The sequence below is a fragment of the Micromonospora parathelypteridis genome (assembly GCF_014201145.1).
Classification (GTDB): Bacteria; Actinomycetota; Actinomycetes; order Mycobacteriales; family Micromonosporaceae; genus Micromonospora; species Micromonospora parathelypteridis.
In genome coordinates, this window is sequence record NZ_JACHDP010000001.1 from 4,509,161 (window position 1) to 4,527,251 (window position 18,091).

Sequence of the window (18,091 nt, forward strand, 5' to 3'; positions counted from 1 at the left end):
GGGCACTGTCCGATAGGGACGGTAGCGTCCCCGAGACCGGCACAGGGCATTCGTGGGGAGTGGTTGTCATGACTACGCGGGCGCGCACGGTGCCGTATGCGTGAGGATTCGCCGCGCTGGGAGCAGATCAATTCGAGCGCGTTCCCGCACGAGCAGGACGGTCTGCGCGAGCTGGCGTCGTACCTGCCGGATGCCGAGCCGTACCACGTCTGGGCGAACGTCGAGTTTGTCGGCACCGACGGTTCGATCAACGAGGTCGACGCGCTGGTGCTCACCTCGCGCGGCCTCTATGTGCTGGAATTGAAGCACTGGCAGGGCGTGATCGCCGGAGACGGCCAGCAGTGGCGACGCAAGATGCCGGGCGGCAGTCGCCGGACGTTGGACAGCCCGCTCATCCTCGCCAACCGCAAGGCCAAGCGGCTGCGCAGCGTGCTGCAGCAGTACGCCCCGCATGGCGCCCGGGTCCCCTACGTCAACGCGGCGGTGTTTCTGCACGCGCGGAACATGCGCTCCGAGCTGGATGACATCGGCCGCCAGCACGTCTACGGGCTCGACGGCAACTCGTCCCAGCTGCCAGGTTTGAAGGAGATGCTGCTCGCCCGCCCAGTCGACGCCAAGCACCATGTCGACGCGGTGCGCGGGCGGCAGATCGTCGAGCTGGTCCGCGGCGCGAAGATCCGCCCTTCGGTGGCCGACCGGCGGGTCAACCAGTTGGTCCTGCGCCAGCGGCCCTTCGCCGAGGGCCTCGGCTGGCAGGACTTCCTGGCCGACCACACCGTCGATACCTCCCTGCTGCGCCGGGTGCGGTTCTATCTGACCAGCCGTGCGGCTGAGGAGGACGTGCCGGCGATCCGGCGGGCCGCTGAACGCGAGTTTCGCCTGTTGCAGGGCATCCACCATCCGGGGATCGCGCGGGCGTTGGATCTGGTGGAACACCCGTGGGGGCCAGCCGTCATCTTCGACCACCGGCCGGAATGGGTCCGCCTGGACCAGTGGCTGGGCGAGCGGGACGGCAAGCTGCAACTGGCCCAACGGCTCCAGCTCGTGCAGGATCTCGCCGAGATCGTCGACCACGCACACTCCCGGAGGCTGTCGCACCGTTCGTTGAATCCCCGGGCGATCTACGTCTGTGACCCGGAGAGTGCCCGTCCGACCCTGGTGATGACGGACTGGCAGACCGGGGGGCGATTGCCGGGGACCAGGCTTACCTCCTTCGGCTCACCGACCGACCCGGCCAGTCTGGAACTTTTCTTCGACGATGCGGTCCGCCGCTACCAGGCACCGGAAGCGGCCAGCCTGGACGAGTTGCCGGGGCATCAGCTCGACATCTTCTCGCTCGGCGCCCTCGCGTACCGGATCTTCGCGGGAGCGGAACCGGCGACCTCGGCGGAGGAGTTGCTCGCGGCGGTCGCTGACGGCGGCCTGCACCTCGACTCGGTCGCCGACGGCATGCCGTACGCGCTGGTGGAGGCGGTCTACGACGCCACCCGGGGTGACCCGGCGCAGCGGATGAAGCGGATCGGTGACTTCCGGGCCTGCATCGACCTGGTCTGGGAGGAGCTGACCGCCCCGGAGCCGGTGCCGGTGGTCGACCCGCTGCAGGCGCATCGCGGCGATGTGCTCGACGGCGGTCTGACGGTGCTCCGCAATATGGGCAGCGGTGCCACGGCCATTGCCCTGTTGGTCAGCCAGGACGGGCCGGAGGGCAGCCCGGAACTGGTGCTCAAAGTGGCGCGTGACGAGCAGTTCGCTGACCGTTTCGCCGCCGAGGCTCGCACGGTCGAGCAGCTCCGCGACTCCCGCGTGGCGGCCCTGGTCCAAGGCCCGATCAAGGTCGGCGGCCGGACGGCCCTGTTGTTGGAGAACGCCGGGCAACGCACCCTCGCCGAGGATCTGCGGGGTGGTCGGCTGGCGCTGGATCTGCTGGAGCGCTACGGCCGCGACCTGCTGGAGATCGTCGCATTCCTCGACGGGCAGGGAGTGTGGCACCGGGACATCAAGCCGGCCAACCTGGCGTCCCGGCCCCGACCGAAGGACAAGCAGCCGCACCTGTGCGTCTTCGACTTCTCGCTCGCCGCGGTGCCGGCCGATCAGCTCACCGCCGGCACCACCGCCTATCTGGACCCGTTCCTCGGGCCGCCGCGCCGGCTGCGCTTCGACGCCGCCGCAGAGCGGTTCGCCGCGGCGGTGACCCTCTACGAGATGGCCACCGGCACCCTGCCCCGGTGGGGCGAGGGCGCCAACCCGTTGGCCATCACCGACGAGGTCACCCTCGATCCGGCCGCCTTCGATGTCTCCGTCGCGGACCGCCTGGTCGCCTTCTTCGCCAAGGCGCTGGCTCGGGACACGGCGAACCGCTTCGACACGCTCGACGAGATGACCGACGCCTGGCGGGCGGTGTTCCGGGAGATCCCGGAGCCGGAGGCGGGCACCGACGACACCGGCACGCTGGCGCCCCTGGACCGGATGTCGCCGTTGGAGGCCACCGAGTTGACCGCCCGTGCGCGGTCGGCGCTGGAACGGCTCGGCATCCTCACCGTCGGGGAGCTGTTGGACGCCGAGCCGTCGGCGCTGACCCGGGCCCGGGGGGTGCCGGACGCCACGCGCAAGGAGATCCTGGCGCGCACTCGTGAGCTGCGTGACCTGCTCGGGCCAGACCCCGAGCCGACTCCGGCCCGGCCGCACGTCCAGGGCATCGAGGCGCTCTGCGCCAGCCTGCTGCCGGCGGAGACCACCCGCAACGCCGGGCAGCGGCCCATGCTGCAGGTGCTGCTCGGGCAGACCGCCGTCGACGGCAGCTTTCTGCGTTGGCCGTCGCAGGCGGAGGCGGCCCGCGCCACCGGCAAGCAGCAGCCGCAGTTCTCCAACCTGCTCAAGCGGGTGATCGCCCGGGACTGGCAGCCGAACGCCGCGCTGAGCCTGGTCCGCGACGAGATCGTCGCGCTGCTGGACGCGCGCGGCGGGGCGATGTCCGCCGAGGAGGTGGCCGAGGCGCTGATCGCCACCCGTGGCTCGTACTCGGCCGAACCGAGGCGTACCGCGCAGGCCATCGGCCTGGTCCGGGCGGCGGTGGAGACCGAACTGGCCCGGGGCGGCGACGCCCGGTTGGCCGAGCAGCGGCTGCGCGGCAGTCGCGGCGTACTCATCGGTCGGGAGCCGGACGACCCCGGCACCGTGCGGACGGCTGCGGACCTGCTCGGGTACGTGGTCCGGCTGGGTCGCCGCGCGGTCGCGCTGGCCGGCGCGGACCCGCTGCCCACCCGGGCCCGGGCCGTCGAGGAACTGCGGGCGTTGGAGCCGCCGCCGACCGGCATGCCAGCGCTCAGTGACGCCCGGCTGTTGCAGCTCGCCGCCGCCGGCAGCGGCGGCGAGGCCGCCGTCAACGCGCAGGGTCAGCTCTACCCGGCGGGGATGTCCGCCGAGCGCGCGGTGCGACTCGCGGCGGGCGCGCTGGTCGGTCAGAAGCTCGACCCCGAGACGGTACGCGCCAGAGTCCGTACCCGATTCCCGCACGCCGTGCCGTTGCCGGCCCGGCCGACGCTGGACGCGTTGCTCCGCGAGATACCTCTGGTCTGGGATCCGGTGGCGGGCCATTACCTGCCGCCGGACCGCTCCTCATCGGTCACCGGGACCCGGGTGTTGAGCACGGTCGGGCCGCTCCTGGAACCCGACGCCGCGGCACAGGCAGCGGCCCGGCTGGCCGGAGTGATCGACCGACGCGGGTTCGTGGTGCTGCTCGCCTCCATCCGGCGGCTCGGCCGGGCCCGGCGAGCGCTGCTGGACCGGCTTGACCTGGTGGAGGTCGACGTCACCGCGATCCTGCTGCGGGAGCTGCGCACGCTCGGCTTCCCATGGGAGGCGATCGTCGCCGCCGACAACGGCTCGCCCACCGACCCCGATTTCCGTTCGCTGGTCGAGCTGGTGCGCCACGAGGTGGTCCCGGCGATCGAGCGCGCGCTCGCCGAGACCGACCGCCCGGTGCTGATCACTGAGGCCGCGCCGCTGGCCCGCTACCAGCAGTTGCGGCTGATCCAGGAACTGGCCGATCCGACCCGAACTCGCCCGGCCGCCCGGCTGCTGCTGGTGCCGGCCCGCCGCACCGAGCCGGTGCTGCTCGACGGGCAGCAACTGCCGCTGACCTCACCGGCCGGCCAGTCACTGTGGCTGCCCGAGGACTGGCCCCCCACCCCCGCCCTGGAGAGGACCACCCCCCGATGATCGCGCTCAAGGCGCTACAAGGCCAGGTCACCGCCCTCACCGATGACCTGCGCGACCAGGTGGCCCGGGATTCCGAGCTGGAGTCGTCACTGCGCAAGGAGCACGCCCAGGCAACCGAGGCGCGGCGTACGGCGGGGACCTTCGAGACCTGGCTGGAGGACGTCCTCGACCAGGCGACCGTGGCCTGGGTGCTCGGCTGCGTCTTCGTCCGTTTCTGCGAGGACAACGCGCTGGTCGAGCCGCTGTGGATCGGTGGCCCGGAGCCGGTGGCGCCGGTGGAACGGGCGGTGCAGCACCGCCAGCAGTACCTGATCGACAACCCCCGGCACAACGACCGGGAGTGGCTGCGGGAGGCGTTCGGCTACCTGGCGACGCTGAAGGCCACTGGCAAGATCTTCGACGAGCACAACCCGGTGTGGCGGTTCGGCATCTCCGGTGAGGCGGCCGAGAAACTGTCGGAGTTCTTCCGGCGCGGGCCGGGGCTGGTGTCGCTGCGGGTCGCGGACCTCGACACCCGCTTCCTCGGCGACCTCTACCAGGACCTGTCGACCCACGCGAAGAAGACGTACGCGCTGCTCCAAACGCCGGACTTCGTCGAGGAGTTCATCCTGGACCGGACGTTCGAGCCGGCGGTCAAGGAGTTCGGCCTGTCGGAGACGTCGGTCATCGACCCGACGTGCGGGTCAGGGCACTTCCTGCTCGGGGCGTTCGGTCGACTGGTGGCGAAGTGGTGGCAGCGGGAACCGGCTACCGACATCCGAGTGCTGACGGAACGGGCGCTCGGGCAGGTCACCGGGGTGGACATCAACCCGTTCGCGGTGGCGATCGCGCGGTTTCGGCTGCTGATCGCCGCGATGAAGGTGTGCGGCCTGACGTCCCTGGAACGCACACCGGCCTGGCCGGTCCGGGTGGCGACGGGCGACTCGTTGCTCGACTGGGGCCGTAAGTCGCGGCACCAAGGGGATCTGTTGGCGGTGCTCGGAGGTCGGGACGCCTTCGCGTACGCGACCGAGGACGCCGACGTGCTCGGTGACTACCTGCGCAAGGGGCAGTACACGGTGGTAGTCGGCAACCCGCCCTACATCACGGTGAAGGACAAGGCGCTCAACGATCGCTATCGCGAGGAATACTCGTCGGTTTGCCACCGGCAGTACGCGCTGACGGTGCCGTTCGCGAAGCGCTTCTTCGATCTGGCCAAGCGGTCGGACGAGCATGGCGACGGCGCGGGTCACGTCGGCCAGATCACCGGCAACGCCTTCATGAAGCGCGAGTTCGGCAAGAAACTCATCGAGGACTACTTCGCGCACACCGTCGAGCTGACCGAGGTCATCGACACCTCGGGAGCTTATATCCCCGGCCACGGCACGCCCACGGTCATTCTTGTCGGTAGGGCAAAGGATCGCCGGCACTCTCGAAAAGTCTTGGCAGTTCTCGGGGTTCGCGGAGAGCCCTCCCAGCCTGCTGACCCGGCAGCAGGATTGGTGTGGTCTGCGATCAAGGCAGGCGTCACTCGGTCGGAAGGCAACTCAGAGTGGGTGACCGCGGTTGACTTGGACCGCGGGCGGTTGGAGACGCATCCCTGGAGTCTGAGTGGCGGCGGCGCGAGCAATTTGGTGGCTTCGCTGGAAGCCGAGGCCAGACGGATGTCGCAGGTTGTGGATCTGCCAGTGGGCCGAGCGATCCGCGCGGGCGCTGACGAAGCTTTCATGCGGCCGCTGGGCCGGAAGATGCGGGTAGCAGCCGACGCCCGAGCGTTGCGTCCGTTGATAATTGGTGAAGCTGTCAGAGACTGGGCCTCCTCGCCCGAAGACGCAATCTGGTACCCCTACGATTCGAGTCTGGGTCAGGCTGGTCTGTCGGTTGAGCTATGGCCGTGGCGAACCATGCTTGCCGCTAGGCGGACCTTCCAGGGCAGTATGGCTGATGCCGGATTGCGCTGGTGGGAATATCATCAGCACACTGCGTCTGCGTATCGCACTCCGCTCTCCATTCCCTTTGCGTTTGTGTCGACGCATAACCATTTTGTGTTGGATCGGGGAGGGAAGGTCTTCAATAGGTCGGCACCAGTGATTAAGTTGCCGGAGGGGGCAGCGGAGGACGATCACATGCGGCTGCTCGGGGTGCTGAACAGCTCGACCGCCTGCTTCTGGCTCAAGCAGGTGAGCCAGAATAAGGGCAACGGTGGGATTGGTGGCGGGATCGGCGATGAGGCGTGGGAGCCCCGCTACGAATTCACCGGGACCAAGTTACAGGAGTTTCCGCTGCCAGGGGCTTACCCGTTGGAGCGGGCGCGACTGCTCGATTTGCTGGCGCAGCGGCTCGCCAGCCTGACGCCGGCGGCGGTCGCAAAGTCTGGCGTGCCGACGAGGGAGCGGCTGCGGACGGCGCAGGTCGACTACGACACGACCCGAGCCCGCATGATCGCGGTGCAGGAGGAGGTGGACTGGGAGGTCTATCGCCTCTACGGGCTGCTCGATGACGACCTGACCTGTGCCGAGCCACCGGGTCTTGCGCTGGGGGAGCGAGCGTTCGAGATCGTGCTGGCGCGGAAGATGGCCGCCGGCGAGGTGGAGACGCAGTGGTTCGCGCGGCACGGGTCGATGCCGATCACCGAGGTGCCGGCGCATTGGCCGGATGACTATCGGGCGCTGGTGCAGCGGCGGATCGAGGTCATCGAGTCGGATCGCAACATCGCGTTGGTCGAGCGGCCGGAGTGCAAGCGCCGCTGGGCTACCAACGGCTGGGACGCGATGCAGACCAAGGCGTTGCGGGACTGGTTGCTCGACCGGTTGGAGTCGCCCGAGCTGTGGGGGGACCGGCCGATGCCACAGTCGGTGGCGCAGCTCGCCGACCGGGTACGCCATGACGAGGACTTCCGTTCGGTGCTGGAGCTGTGGGTCGGCCGCGACGACCACGACCAGACGAAGACCCTTGCAAAGCTGGTCGCCGACGAGCATGTGCCCTACCTGCCGGCCCACCGCTACAAGCCGTCCGGGCTGCGCAAGCGGGCACAGTGGGAGCGCACCTGGGCGCAGCAGCGCCTGGAGGACGCGGGCGAGGATGTGGACATCAAGGTGCCGCCGAAGTACACCTCGGCGGACTTCACCCAACCGTCGTACTGGCGGGCGCGGGGCAAGCTCGACGTGCCGAAGGAGCGCTTTATCTCGTACCCGAAGGCGGGCCGGGATGGCGACGGCACGGAGCTGCTCGGCTGGGCCGGGTGGGACCACCTCGCCCAGGCCCAGGCGCTGGCGACCGTCTACCTGGACCGGAAGTTGCAGGCGGCGTGGCCGGCGGATCGGCTGCTGCCGCTGCTGGCGGGCATCGCCGAGCTGGAGCCGTGGCTGCACCAGTGGTACGCCGACGAGCGACCGGGCTTTCCCGGCTCGCCGGCCCAGTTCTTCACTGAGCTGGTCGACGCGGAGCTGTCGCAATTAGGGGCGGATCGCTCGAGTCTCGTTCCGGCGTGAGGGCAAGGAAGGACCAGGAGCGGCTTGTTGTCGCACCGGTCGATGGTGCTGAGGTAAACGGGACACCGTGACTGAGAGTGTGGATCGCATGGAGAACGCCAGCGGAGTAGCGCAACTGATCCTGCAGTTGCGCGGTGGTGCCAATATCCGGGGGCCGCAAAACTACGCCCACTCCGTCGAGCACGGAATCCGGCTGGGAGACGTCGCGGCGGAGCTTGGTCCCGACCTGGCGGCACTCACCGCGCTCTACCCGGACGGTGTTGCTCGCTTCTGGGGGTCGACGCCGACGAACCAGATGAACAACTACAAGGCGCGAGCACTGCGCGACCGGCGCGTCGGCGATGACGTCCTCTTCTACGCCGACACGGCGTTTTTCGCACGTGCTCGGATCCTGCACCTGCTGCACAACCCTGCCGCGGCCAAGCGGATCTGGGGAACCGATGACGACGGGCGGACCTGGGAGCACATGATGGCGCTCGGCGACGTCGAGCGCCTTGAGCGGCCAGTTCCGGCCGCTCCGATCCTACGTCGGCTCGGGCTGAGCGTCCCGTTGCGGAGCCTCACCCTGGCCACTGCGGCTGACTACGCCACGATCCAGCCCCTGCTGGCCGCGGCAGGGGTCACGCCCCGCGAACCCACATTCACCGCTCCTCGCAAGATGACCCGCAAGCGGCTGTTCAAGGCGTTGAAACGAGTCGTCGATGCCTGTCATGGGCAAGACGTTGACCCGTCCGCAAGGCGCCTGCCGCTGACTGTGCTCTGGAACATCGGGCAGATCGCCTCAGCTGACGGTCACCCTGCAGAGCCACAGCACCTCAGGTCCGACCTTGAGTCGATCCTTCAGCGGTACGACGCGACGGACAGCCGACCGGGCGATGCGGAGCTGTCCGGGAAGCTGCGTGATAGCGGGCTGTGGGAGATCGCCAGCAGCAGCGAACTCTGGGAGGTCGATCGTTCCGGCTTACATGGGAGGCAGCGCTCCGATCGCCGTGCCATGGATGCGGATGTCCCGTTGATTGGTTTCGCCTCGGCAGTGACGGCTCTGCTCGGTGACCCGGAGACTCAGGGCCGCGCGGTGGCCGTCCTGTCGCCTGCGCTGCCGGTCGACATCGACAAGGCGGCGTTTCTGGCGGACGTCGGTCTTGCCGGCTACGACTCCGCATCGGGGGTGCTGGACGCAGAGGAGGTTGCCGGATCCGAGGCCGGTGATCAGGGTCCGGCAAGGCGAAAGACGGTGCAGATCGAGCGCATCGTCCGTAGTTCGGCCGTCGCCGAAGAGGTCAAGCGACTCCACGGGCACCGCTGCCAAATCTGCGATACCCGGCTGGCGACTCGCTTTGGCTTCTACAGCGAGGCGGCCCACATCAAGGGGCTGGGTAGACCTCACGTGGGCTCGGATCAAATCGACAACGTGCTCTGTCTATGCCCGAATCACCACGTCCAGTTCGACGCCTTTGCCATCTTCATCGACAGCGACCTCGTCGTGCGGTGGGCAGTTAGTGGCGAGAAGATCGGCAAGCTGCGGCTACACCCGAAGCATCCGATCGGAGTGGACAATCTTCAACACCACCGCCGGTTCTGCGGAAAGGCGGACTAACAGCCAACGCAGTGCGGCGATGAATTGCTTGACTGAGGTGGACGGTTCGCTCTTTTGAGGGCGGGCCGAGCCGATCAGCCATGGGGTCTTCGCCTTCCTTCCTAGGCTCGATCTCGGTCTACAGTGCGGCGAGGATGCGCCCTCGTCCTTCTCCACGAACTAGATCTCGTCGCGGCGCGCGATTTCCTCGGCGTTAACGGTGTCGAGCAGGGCGGCGTGGTAAATGATGAAATTCACTTGACGGATAGCCGACAGAACTGGGCATCGATTAGATGTTCTTAGTCGCCCTCGAATGTGGCCTTGCAGGCCTATGCTTCGGCCTAATGTCTGACGGTTGGGTCATCGGAACGGGTGCCTTCTCAGCAAACCCGTCGTACGGGTCGAGCCGGCTGGACGACCATTGCCTCGGATAACTGTGGCACCGTGGGGAGCGCGTTGCGCATCACGCGGCAGCATCAATCAAAAAGACCCGGGAGAAGCCAGTCAATGACGGCCCCTTACGAGCCTGTTCCAAATCAGCCGCCCGCCGGCCAGCAGCCGACCCCACCGAGCGCCCAGTTCTCGCAGGTGCCCGCCGGACAGTTCGCGCCGTCGCACGGGGGCCAGCTTCCTCCGCCGACGCCCGGCCAGTTTCCTCCGCCGCCCGTCACCAAGAAGCGTGCCCCTTGGCTGCTGCCTACCCTCATCGGTGTCGGCGCGTTCGTGGTGCTGTGCTGTGGCGGCACGATGGTGATTGGCCTGGCCAGCGATGACAAAAAGACCGAGGCTACGTCCGTCAGCAGCGGCGCGCCCGCTGCCGGCAGCAGCAGCGCCGCCTCGGCGAGCGCAGCGGCACCGGTGGCGAGTGCGGTGGCGGAAGCGCCAGCTAAGACGACGGCGGCTCCCGCGCCTGCGAAGCCGAAGACCTCCGGCATCGGCGACAAGGTCCGAGGCGGTGACTTCGAGTTCACCGTCAAGAGCGTGAAATGCGGGATCTCCAAGGTTGGCACCGAAATCCTCAACACCAAGGCACAGGGTGCCTTCTGCAAGGTCAGCGTGACCGTCAAGAACGTCACCAAAGGCGCGCAGAACTTCCATGCCGACGGCAGTCTCACTGCCCAGGACGCCAGTGGTCGAGAGTACGAGGTCGACGGGGAAGCCGGAATCTACGGCAACAGCGACGGGCAGGGATTCCTCGACGAAATCAACCCGGGTAACTCAGTGACCGCAAACGTCTACTTCGACGTGCCGAAGAACACCAAGCTCAAAACCATCACGCTCGACGCTGGCCTGTTCACCCTCGCCGAGGATGCCGTCGTCGCCCTGTAGCGGCGTGCGAAGTAATGCGGTTCGACAATGGCTGACCATGAGGTCGTGCCTCGTAGTCAGCCGAGGACGCTGATGTAGCGGCGTGCCGCCTCCGAGCTGCCCTGCACGAGGGCCATGGCTTCGGCCAGGCGCTGCTTGCTCTGCTCGCCGCGGGCGATGGCTTCGGCGATCGTCGGATGACCGGTGCCGGCGGAGATGGCGCGTAGTCGGGTCAGCATTTGTTCGGTGTTCTCGGCGGCGGCCCGGATCTGGTTGATAGTGGCGTTGCCCTGCTCGGCGGCCTGCATCAGTGCAGCCTTGACTTCCTCGATGCTGGCCATGCCACCCTCCGTCTGCCGATCGCGCGAACAAGTTCACGTTTGCGTGGTCGGACGGACACTATCGGAGATGAGGGTGGCACGCAGTCCCGCTGGCTACAGGTACTCGGCGGCCGTTCGTTCCACGTCGGCGATGAACACTTCAAGCTGCGTCTCGGTGAGGTCGCGGTCCTGAAGCAGTTTGCCGAGGAAGACGATCTGCATCTGAAGAGCGGTCTCGGGGCTGAGATTGTCGATCAGCCCGACCTCACCGAGGGCCGCGCGGACGAGCCCTTCCATCTCCAGGGTGGGCAGCGACTCGGCGCCGGGGAACTGCGAGCGCGTCTCGGTGACGAAGCGGGCGACGTCGGTGGGGGAGTGGGCGGCGGCGAAGCGATCGTTGATCGCGATGGCGAACGCCGCACCGATCACCTGGTTACCGCCGTGCCACCCGGAAGCCTCCAACCCGTCCAGGAGTCGGTCCACGGTGCCCCAGTCACGCCGTGCCATCGCGCGGATCAGGTCGCTGAACTCGGTCCGTACGCTCACGATCTCGTAACCTCGCTATTCCCTTGCGAATCGACTGAACAGAGCGCTGGACGGCGATGCTTGCCACCAGCCCCACCACGACGAGGTGCCCCGCCGCGTCCGGTGCTTCGTTGAGAAGACGTTGTCCGAGCGAAGGGCCGGCCGTCGGGGCTGCGGTGCCGGCTTGCTGAGCCCCGGATGGACCTTTTGGGCCGCGGATGATCGTGAACGCTTCCCTGGCCGCCGCCACCGACTTCTGGGTGTTGTCCTGGACGTCCTCGACCTTCCTGGTCATCGTACTCAGGAAGGAAGCGACATTTTTTCGTGCGGATTCGCGCTCGACGGTCTCGGTGAGCAGATCCTCGCCCGACGGTGCGGCCGAATCGGTCGGTTGTCGGGTCGGGGCGGAGCCGGGAGCGACTGCGTTCAAGTAGTTGCCGATTCGGTCAGCCGCCTCGCTGATCAGGCGGGCGAGCTTGCCGGCCTTCTCGCCAGCGGTCTTGCTCTCTGTCACAGCGCCGCTGAGATGGGGATGACTGCTGCCCTGCGCTGCCTGGCTGTAATGCGCGTGGGCCTCTTCCGCGTCAGCCTGAGCGCGTCGCGCGACAACCGCAGCGTTGTGGAGAGTGTCGATGGCGCTCCGGAGTTGGGCGACGACTTGCCCGAGGCTTCCGCTCATCGAATGATGGCGAGGTAGGAGGCAGCGTGGTCCTTGGCCGCCTCTAACCGGCGAAGCACCAACTCAACCTCGTCCGCAGCCTTACGGAGTGCCTTGCGCGACTGCTGAGCGTCGTCGCCCTTGCTGTCGTGCAGGGTGGCGATTGCCAGCGCCGACGCCTCGGCGAGTTTGGCGTTGGCCTTCTCGATGCTCATCCGGGCGTCGTCGAGGGCTTGGCTGCCCTTTCGGATCGTCACCTTGACATCGCCGATGGTCACGGCCGCACGTTAGTCGAACCCGGCCGCCGAGCGCAGCCCCGGCGATGGGCGGGGTTTCCCAGGCGGCCCTGAGACACCCACCGATCCGTCAGCGGAAGGTGCGGGCCGTTCGCACGAAGGTGATCCAGGCGGTGGGGGTGAAGGCGAGGGCGGGCCCGTGCGGGTCCTTGCTGTCGCGTACAGCGATGATGCCGGGCAGGTTGTCGGCAACCTCGACACACTCACCGCCGTTCCCGCCGCTGCGGGTGCTCTTGCGCCAACGAGCGCCGGTCAGATCAGTCATGGTGGACCTCCCCGATGATCTTGTGGATCAGTTGCTTTGATTGTTCCTCATCAAGGGCGAGCGAGAGCAGTCCCGACCAGACCCTTTCGTAGGCGGCCACCTCGGTGGGCCTGTCGAGGTACAGCGACCCTGTCCACGACTCGCTGTAGACCACATCCGGCTCCGGGGTGCTCCTGTTGCCGGGCGGGAAGCCAAGCAAAACAAACTCACCTCCGACAGCACCATGATGCGGACCAGCGGCGAGAGGTAAGATCTGAATCGATACGTTCGGGAGGTTGGACATCGTCAGCAGATGGGCCAGTTGCCCCGCCATGGTCCCGGCAACGCCTACCGGCCGAAGGAGCACGGACTCGCAGAGCACCACCTGCACCTGCGGCGCCTTTGGCAGGCGGCGGGTCAGCAGGGACTGTCGCTGCAGGCGAAGCTCGACAGCGCGTTCCCGGTCGTCCTCGCTCATGTCGGGCTGGTCGATGCGGTAGATGCCTCAGGCGTAGTCGCGGCTCTGCAGAATGCCCGGCACGAGGCTGTTCTTGTAGAAGCGGAGTCTCGACGCTGCGGATTCGAGGCCGACGTACAGCTCGAACCATTCGGGGACGGCATCGCCGTACGCGTGCCACCAGCCTTTCGCTCTGGTCTCGCCAGCCAGGGAGGTCAGCGCTCGGGCCAGCTCGCCCGTCGCCCCGTACAGCTCGCACATGGCGCGGACGTCGACGCCGCGCATCGACCCGAGCCCGCTCTCGATCCGCCACACCTTCTGCCGGCTGCACTCCAGCGCCTCGGCGGCGGCGTCGAGGGTTATCCCCGCCTCGGTGCGCAGGTCACGCAGCGCTCTGCCGAGCTGTCGTCGGGGCACCGTCGAGCCCATGTCGTCGGCCACGCGGGCTCTCCTTCCTGTTGAATTTTGCAACATCCCGACGGCGGTTTTGCAACAGGGGAATGTTGCCCACAAATAACGGAACAGCGTGAGTCGACATTCATTGCGATAGTGCCTCTGACCTTACAAGATAGGTCCGACAAAGGCGACGACCGTGCAATTCCCGTCGCCTGTCAATTGTCGACCGAATCCGTCACCGAAGAAAAGGTGGTGCTGCCGTGCGCGCGTTTCCCCGAGCCGAGCCTTCCCGGCCGGAGTCCTGGCGAGGAGCCCGCCGGTGAGCGCCCGTTGGGTGGCGCACCTGCCGTTCACCGCCGTCGATCTGCCGGCCGCTCGGCAGTTCGCCGGCACCCTGGCCCGATCCCTGACTTTCTTGCCCGAGGTGGACGCGGGCGAGACCACCGTGTCCGCCGAGGACGCCCAGGGCGTACGCCATCGGGTCTTCTGCGACCTGCCCCTCGACGGCGGTTGGCGGTGCGTGCGCCGCGTCGAGCACGACGGTGAGTGCACTGTCCGGCGGTGTCGGTGACCCCCCACACCCGCTGTCGTCACCTGTCCCGACTGCGACGGGATGACCTTCACGCTGGACCCGTGCCGGTGCACCGCCTACGGCGACCGGTTCCTCGCCGACGCCGACCTCCCCGGCCCGAGCCGGGAAGCGTACCGGGGCTGCGAGCAGTGTCGGGGCGCGGGCAGCGTCGCGTACCCCTGCTATCGCTGTGGACGGCGCGGCCGGCGGCGGGCGCAGCTCGTGGCCAGCGTCGCCAACCTGGACACCGGCGCGGTCGCGTCCCACCAGGTCGTGCCCGGCGGCCTCGACCCCCACCGCGACCCGGCGGGCCACTGGGTGGTCGACCTTGCCTCCCGGGTACGCGAACTCGCCGCCTGCGTCGGCGCGGTCGTAGCCGACACCGACGCGCCGTCACTGTGGCTGTCACAGCAGTGGCGACCCGACCTGCCCGCCGCGCAGCGGTACGAGTTGGAGGCCCATGCCATCCTGCGGGCCGATCACGCCCCCTGGCGGCTGCTGCTGGGCCGATCCACGGCCACGCCGATTGTCGACCCGGCCGCCCGGCTCTGCGCGCTGGCCGACCTGCTGCTGCTTGACCTGGTCGTCGAGGCACGCCGGCAGGGCGCGGGGTTCGGCTGGGCCATCCGGTACGAGGTGCCCGGCTCCCCGGTGCCCTCTGGGCCGCCCGGCGGGTGTCCGGACCTGCCGGAGGCGCTGATCCACACCGACGTCGACAGCGCGCTCGCCGGCCTCGCCGAGCGCGGCCTCGCCGCCCCTGCCCGGCTGCTGCGCCCCGACTCGCCGCGCCCACCCGTCGCCCCGGCCGAGGACGTCGACCAGCTCGAACGGCGTGTCCTCGCCGACTGCGTCGACGCTGTCGACGGCGACGAGCTGCCCGGAGCGCAGGCGGTCTGGCGGGACGGCCGCTGGTGGCACACCACCCTGCGTGTCGGCGAGCCGGTGGAGATCCTCGCCGAGCAGCCCACCGGCCAGGTGGTCCGCCGCGTGCAGGTGCCACTGGGTCGCGGCTACGAACCGCCCGACGCGTCCTGGCTGGGTGAACACGTCGAGTGGCGGCCCTGCCCGGACTGCCGGCCGCACTGCCGGTTGCGCGCCTGCGACTGCCGGCTCGGCGGTCGCCCTGCCGACTCCGATTGTCCGCAAAGCTCCGGCGCTGGGCTGTGCCCGTCCGCGCTGCACTGCTTCACCTGCGGTGACAACCACCGCCTGCATCGGACCGTGCTGGTCACCGTCACCGATCTGCGGCACCGGGTGGTGCACCTGGCCTGGCAGGCCGGCACGCCCGAGGTCGCCCCGCTGGTCGCCACCCAACCCAACGGCGGGCCCGTCGTGCAACTGCCCGACCGCTACCGGCTCGGCTCCTGGGCGGCCATCCTCGGCGCGCAGCCCGAGGACCTCGCCGACGCGGACGGCAGGCACGAAATCGGCAAGGACCTGCGCGACGGGTACCTCACGCTGCCCTGGGCCGGGGCTGACCCGGTCGGGGAGTACGTGCGCAGTGCCGAGCGGGGCACGGCAGCCGGCCGCCTGATCGTGGTGGCGGCCCCCCGCCGCGCCGCCGCTGCCCGAGCTGCTGCGGCTCGCCCTCGGCCTCGACCTGGCCCTCGTGGTGGCCGTGTGCGACCGGCGGCATCACGCCGGTGACCCGTTGCTGGCCGACGGACTGCGCTGGTCTGTCGAGGTGAAACCGCGTGACGCACCCGTCCTCCCCGACGACCTGCCCTACCGGCCGAGCCTGGCCGCCGCCCGCGCCTGGTGTCGGGAGTGCCTGACCGACGCCATCGCCGGGGCCGCTCCAACCGACCCGGCAGCGCGCCCATCCCGGTGCCCTGGTCGGGGCCTCGGGACGTCGTCGCCGATCCCGCGCCGGATCTGCTGCGGCTCGCTGCCCCGGCACGCCGGACAGGCGGTCACCGTGCGGTTCACCCGCGCCGGCTGCGCGGTGCACCGACACGACGACGACGGCGTGCGCCTCCTCGCCGAAGGCCCCGACCTGCGCGGCGTCCGGTAGCTGAGGCTGCCGAGATGCGTGTGGGACAGCGCGGGTGGTGCTATGGGTCGCCTCAGACTGACGGCGACACTCCGGGAGACCGTCCACCGCGACCGGCGAAAAGATCCCGCAATTCGTCCCGCCCTCGCAGGAGGGTCTGCAGCAGGTTGGCGGTGTTCGTGTTAGGCGGGAGGGGTAGATCCGTGGCCAGATCCCGAATGCCGAACTCTCCCGTCAGCCAGGCGCGGAGGGCGCGGAGGTGCTGCGTCTTCCTGTCGGTCGCCGGCAGGGCCCAGACATCTGTCTCGTACGGTGTGTCGTCGTGCCCCAAGCCGGCCAGCAGACCGGACTGGCGGATCAGGCACGGGAAGCAGTGCCCGCAGTGGTGCGACCTGCTCGCGCCACCGAACTTGCAGGGCGACTGGCCGCAGCTCACGGTCTTCATGAGGGCGGTGAGTGGCAACCCGGCTTCCGTCGCCCGGCGGCAGACCTCACCCTTGGTGGCTGGCAGCAGCGGGTTCACCACCTGAACACCTCCGCCGGCGGCGCCGATGAGTTGATTGACCAGGTGCAGCGTGCGTGGATGGACGGATCGCGTGGAGCAGGCGGCCACCCGTGCGCCGGTCAGCGGCGGATTCACCGCCAGTTGCCCGTTTTCAGGCACAGCGACGTGGCGGGCCTGATGAGCGGCGGCCGCGAAGACCGCAGTGGCCAGGAAGAGCAACCCGCGCGACCGTGAACTTCGATCCAGGCGTACGCCGTTGGCCCGCGACTGCAGCAGCACCGCCCGGTGCTCGACGGGACGTGCACTCAGGCGGCTCACATGGGCGAGGATCTGCTCCTGGCGGCGTTTGAGCGTGGGGTCGTAGTAGGACACCAACAGCAGCGGGCCCGCGGTCTGTTGGACCCGTTCGGCTGCGTAGGCAGTGGAGTCGAGACCTCCGGAGAAGAGCGCAACCTCTTCGACCTGTGCGTCGTCCAGCAGTCGTCCCTGCACGCCGGGGTGCCTGCTTGCGCCGGCGTGAAACCGGATACTCCACCGATCGGCCGTGAGTAGTTCCAGCAGCGTGGTGAACATCGGCTCGCCATGTTGCCACCGATCCGGGTCGATCACCTGAACGGACAACTCGATGGTCCGGGTCCAGCGGTCCGCTGCGCGCTCACGCCCGGAGAGCTTGTCGGCCAGATACACGGCCTTTGCGACACGGAGAAAATCCTGCGCCCAGTCCGGTGGTGGTGGTGCGGGAGACAGGGTGCGTTCGATGGCACTGCCTTTGGCCCGGAAAAGCCGATCGCCGAGAGGTTGGTGAGAAGGGGGAAATGTGACCCTGCCGTCGGTGGTGTAGTGGTAGGCGTACTGGCCCTCGTTCACGGCTGTACCTCCCGTATGCCGAGTGCTGTATCCACCGTTTGCGTCAGCAGTTCGCGGGCGGTCTCGACGAGCAGACCCTGGCTGGGGGTCCGACTGGCAGCGTCGGTGCAGGGGTCGGGCAGAGCACCGAGAACCTGGGCGGTGACCCTGCTGGCGACCAGCCCGGTCGGATCGAACGGAACCGCGAGCGCCATCGCCAGCGGAAGGCCCTCGGCTATGACGGTGCCGACGTAGCCGCCCACGAGTTCGCCGAAGAAGAACCGGTAGATGCTGCAAAAGAGGTCGCCGGGGAGGCGTACAGAGCCGTCGCCTGCACGCAGCGCAGTGTCCACTGGTGAGTCGGCGTCCAACAGTTTCTCGGCTGTTCGTCGGGCTGCGCGACGCGCGACGGCGTCCCCGACCAGCCCGCCGTCTCCACCCACACTGGCGACGAACCGGGCTACGAATTGGTCCTGACGTTCCGCGGTGGTCGCACCCGGGACGTCGACCAGCCTGGACCTGCCGTGCAGCAGATCCCCGAGAACGTCCACCAGATGGTTGCCCGCGCGGAACGCCGCGGGGCGGAGACCTGACATGTCAGGGTCGTCATCGATTGACTCGGCCAGCGCCCGGCGGTACTGCCGGGCAACCTGTTCCGCCCAGTCGCGATTCGCTGCGGAGGGGCTGTCAGCCGCCCACTGCCCCAAC

The 18,091-nt window shown here is 68.6% G+C and carries 16 protein-coding genes; 7 read left to right on the forward strand and 9 right to left on the reverse strand.

The features are described 5' to 3' along the window. The first annotated feature begins 96 nt into the window (after positions 1–96). The 4 genes from pglW to HNR20_RS20370 all read left to right on the forward strand — a co-directional run bounded on the left by pglW (position 97) and on the right by HNR20_RS20370 (position 10,593). Complete coding sequence (pglW, locus tag HNR20_RS20355) at positions 97–4,218, forward strand: BREX system serine/threonine kinase PglW (RefSeq protein WP_184182186.1); 4,122 nt, start codon at positions 97–99, stop codon at positions 4,216–4,218. Further along, positions 4,215–7,688 (forward strand): BREX-2 system adenine-specific DNA-methyltransferase PglX, encoded by a 3,474-nt coding sequence (gene pglX / locus HNR20_RS20360; protein WP_184182188.1) that lies wholly within the window; start codon positions 4,215–4,217, stop codon positions 7,686–7,688. Before pglW ends, pglX begins: the two co-directional genes overlap by 4 nt. An 88-nt stretch (positions 7,689–7,776) precedes the next feature. Continuing rightward, positions 7,777–9,285 (forward strand): HNH endonuclease, encoded by a 1,509-nt coding sequence (locus HNR20_RS32410; protein ID WP_229687453.1) that lies wholly within the window; start codon positions 7,777–7,779, stop codon positions 9,283–9,285. A gap of 486 nt (positions 9,286–9,771) precedes the next feature. Further along, positions 9,772–10,593: a DUF4352 domain-containing protein gene (locus HNR20_RS20370; RefSeq protein ID WP_184182190.1), complete on the forward strand. Its 822-nt coding sequence runs from the start codon at positions 9,772–9,774 to the stop codon at positions 10,591–10,593. 56 nt (positions 10,594–10,649) lie between these two features. Here the strand turns inward: HNR20_RS20370 and HNR20_RS20375 are convergent, their stop codons facing one another. From HNR20_RS20375 to HNR20_RS33005, 7 genes are all read right to left on the reverse strand, one after another. Beyond that, the gene (locus tag HNR20_RS20375) at positions 10,650–10,913 is read right to left on the reverse strand and encodes a hypothetical protein (protein ID WP_184182192.1); all 264 of its coding nucleotides are present in this window, start codon (positions 10,911–10,913) and stop codon (positions 10,650–10,652) included. Positions 10,914–11,006: 93 nt separating this feature from the next. Next, complete coding sequence (locus HNR20_RS20380; protein WP_229687454.1) at positions 11,007–11,438, reverse strand: hypothetical protein; 432 nt, start codon at positions 11,436–11,438, stop codon at positions 11,007–11,009. After that, a complete protein-coding gene (locus tag HNR20_RS20385; protein WP_184182194.1) occupies positions 11,386–12,096 on the reverse strand; it encodes a hypothetical protein in 711 nt (236 codons plus the stop codon). The genes HNR20_RS20380 and HNR20_RS20385 overlap by 53 nt, the downstream gene beginning before the upstream one ends. Then, positions 12,093–12,353, reverse strand: a complete 261-nt coding sequence (locus HNR20_RS20390) for a hypothetical protein (RefSeq protein ID WP_184182196.1) — start codon at positions 12,351–12,353, stop codon at positions 12,093–12,095. The genes HNR20_RS20385 and HNR20_RS20390 overlap by 4 nt, the downstream gene beginning before the upstream one ends. A gap of 88 nt (positions 12,354–12,441) precedes the next feature. Then, on the reverse strand, positions 12,442–12,636 hold the full coding sequence (locus HNR20_RS20395; RefSeq protein WP_184182198.1) for a DUF397 domain-containing protein: 195 nt from the start codon (positions 12,634–12,636) through the stop codon (positions 12,442–12,444). Further along, on the reverse strand, positions 12,629–13,093 hold the full coding sequence (locus HNR20_RS33000; RefSeq protein ID WP_308425502.1) for a DUF5753 domain-containing protein: 465 nt from the start codon (positions 13,091–13,093) through the stop codon (positions 12,629–12,631). The genes HNR20_RS20395 and HNR20_RS33000 overlap by 8 nt, the downstream gene beginning before the upstream one ends. A gap of 27 nt (positions 13,094–13,120) precedes the next feature. Beyond that, entirely contained in the window at positions 13,121–13,513 is a 393-nt protein-coding gene (locus HNR20_RS33005) for a helix-turn-helix domain-containing protein (RefSeq protein ID WP_308425503.1), read from the reverse strand. Positions 13,514–13,787: 274 nt separating this feature from the next. Between HNR20_RS33005 and HNR20_RS20405 the strand changes: the two genes are divergently transcribed. Genes HNR20_RS20405 through HNR20_RS20415 form a run of 3 tightly spaced genes read left to right on the forward strand, consistent with a single transcriptional unit; the run spans position 13,788 to position 16,053 of the window. Further along, on the forward strand, positions 13,788–14,039 hold the full coding sequence (locus tag HNR20_RS20405; protein WP_184182200.1) for a hypothetical protein: 252 nt from the start codon (positions 13,788–13,790) through the stop codon (positions 14,037–14,039). A 42-nt stretch (positions 14,040–14,081) separates the two neighbouring features. Continuing rightward, on the forward strand, positions 14,082–15,686 hold the full coding sequence (locus HNR20_RS20410) for a hypothetical protein (RefSeq protein ID WP_184182202.1): 1,605 nt from the start codon (positions 14,082–14,084) through the stop codon (positions 15,684–15,686). 37 nt (positions 15,687–15,723) lie between these two features. Further along, positions 15,724–16,053: a hypothetical protein gene (locus HNR20_RS20415; protein ID WP_184182204.1), complete on the forward strand. Its 330-nt coding sequence runs from the start codon at positions 15,724–15,726 to the stop codon at positions 16,051–16,053. Positions 16,054–16,105: 52 nt separating this feature from the next. Here the strand turns inward: HNR20_RS20415 and HNR20_RS20420 are convergent, their stop codons facing one another. Then, complete coding sequence (locus HNR20_RS20420; protein ID WP_184182213.1) at positions 16,106–17,404, reverse strand: 7-cyano-7-deazaguanine synthase; 1,299 nt, start codon at positions 17,402–17,404, stop codon at positions 16,106–16,108. Beyond that, complete coding sequence (locus HNR20_RS20425; RefSeq protein WP_184182215.1) at positions 17,401–18,090, reverse strand: hypothetical protein; 690 nt, start codon at positions 18,088–18,090, stop codon at positions 17,401–17,403. Before HNR20_RS20425 ends, HNR20_RS20420 begins: the two co-directional genes overlap by 4 nt. Between the last annotated feature and the right edge of the window lies 1 nt (position 18,091).

Coding starts and splice junctions, on each gene's coding strand:
- HNR20_RS20395 (WP_184182198.1), bottom strand. CDS start 12,636: ATGACTGATCTGACCGGCGCTCGTTGGCGCAAGAGCACCCGCAGCGGC.
- HNR20_RS20410 (WP_184182202.1), top strand. CDS start 14,082: ATGACCTTCACGCTGGACCCGTGCCGGTGCACCGCCTACGGCGACCGG.
- HNR20_RS20385 (WP_184182194.1), bottom strand. CDS start 12,096: ATGAGCGGAAGCCTCGGGCAAGTCGTCGCCCAACTCCGGAGCGCCATC.
- HNR20_RS20370 (WP_184182190.1), top strand. CDS start 9,772: ATGACGGCCCCTTACGAGCCTGTTCCAAATCAGCCGCCCGCCGGCCAG.
- pglW (WP_184182186.1), top strand. CDS start 97: ATGCGTGAGGATTCGCCGCGCTGGGAGCAGATCAATTCGAGCGCGTTC.
- pglX (WP_184182188.1), top strand. CDS start 4,215: ATGATCGCGCTCAAGGCGCTACAAGGCCAGGTCACCGCCCTCACCGAT.
- HNR20_RS33000 (WP_308425502.1), bottom strand. CDS start 13,093: ATGAGCGAGGACGACCGGGAACGCGCTGTCGAGCTTCGCCTGCAGCGA.
- HNR20_RS32410 (WP_229687453.1), top strand. CDS start 7,777: ATGGAGAACGCCAGCGGAGTAGCGCAACTGATCCTGCAGTTGCGCGGT.
- HNR20_RS20375 (WP_184182192.1), bottom strand. CDS start 10,913: ATGGCCAGCATCGAGGAAGTCAAGGCTGCACTGATGCAGGCCGCCGAG.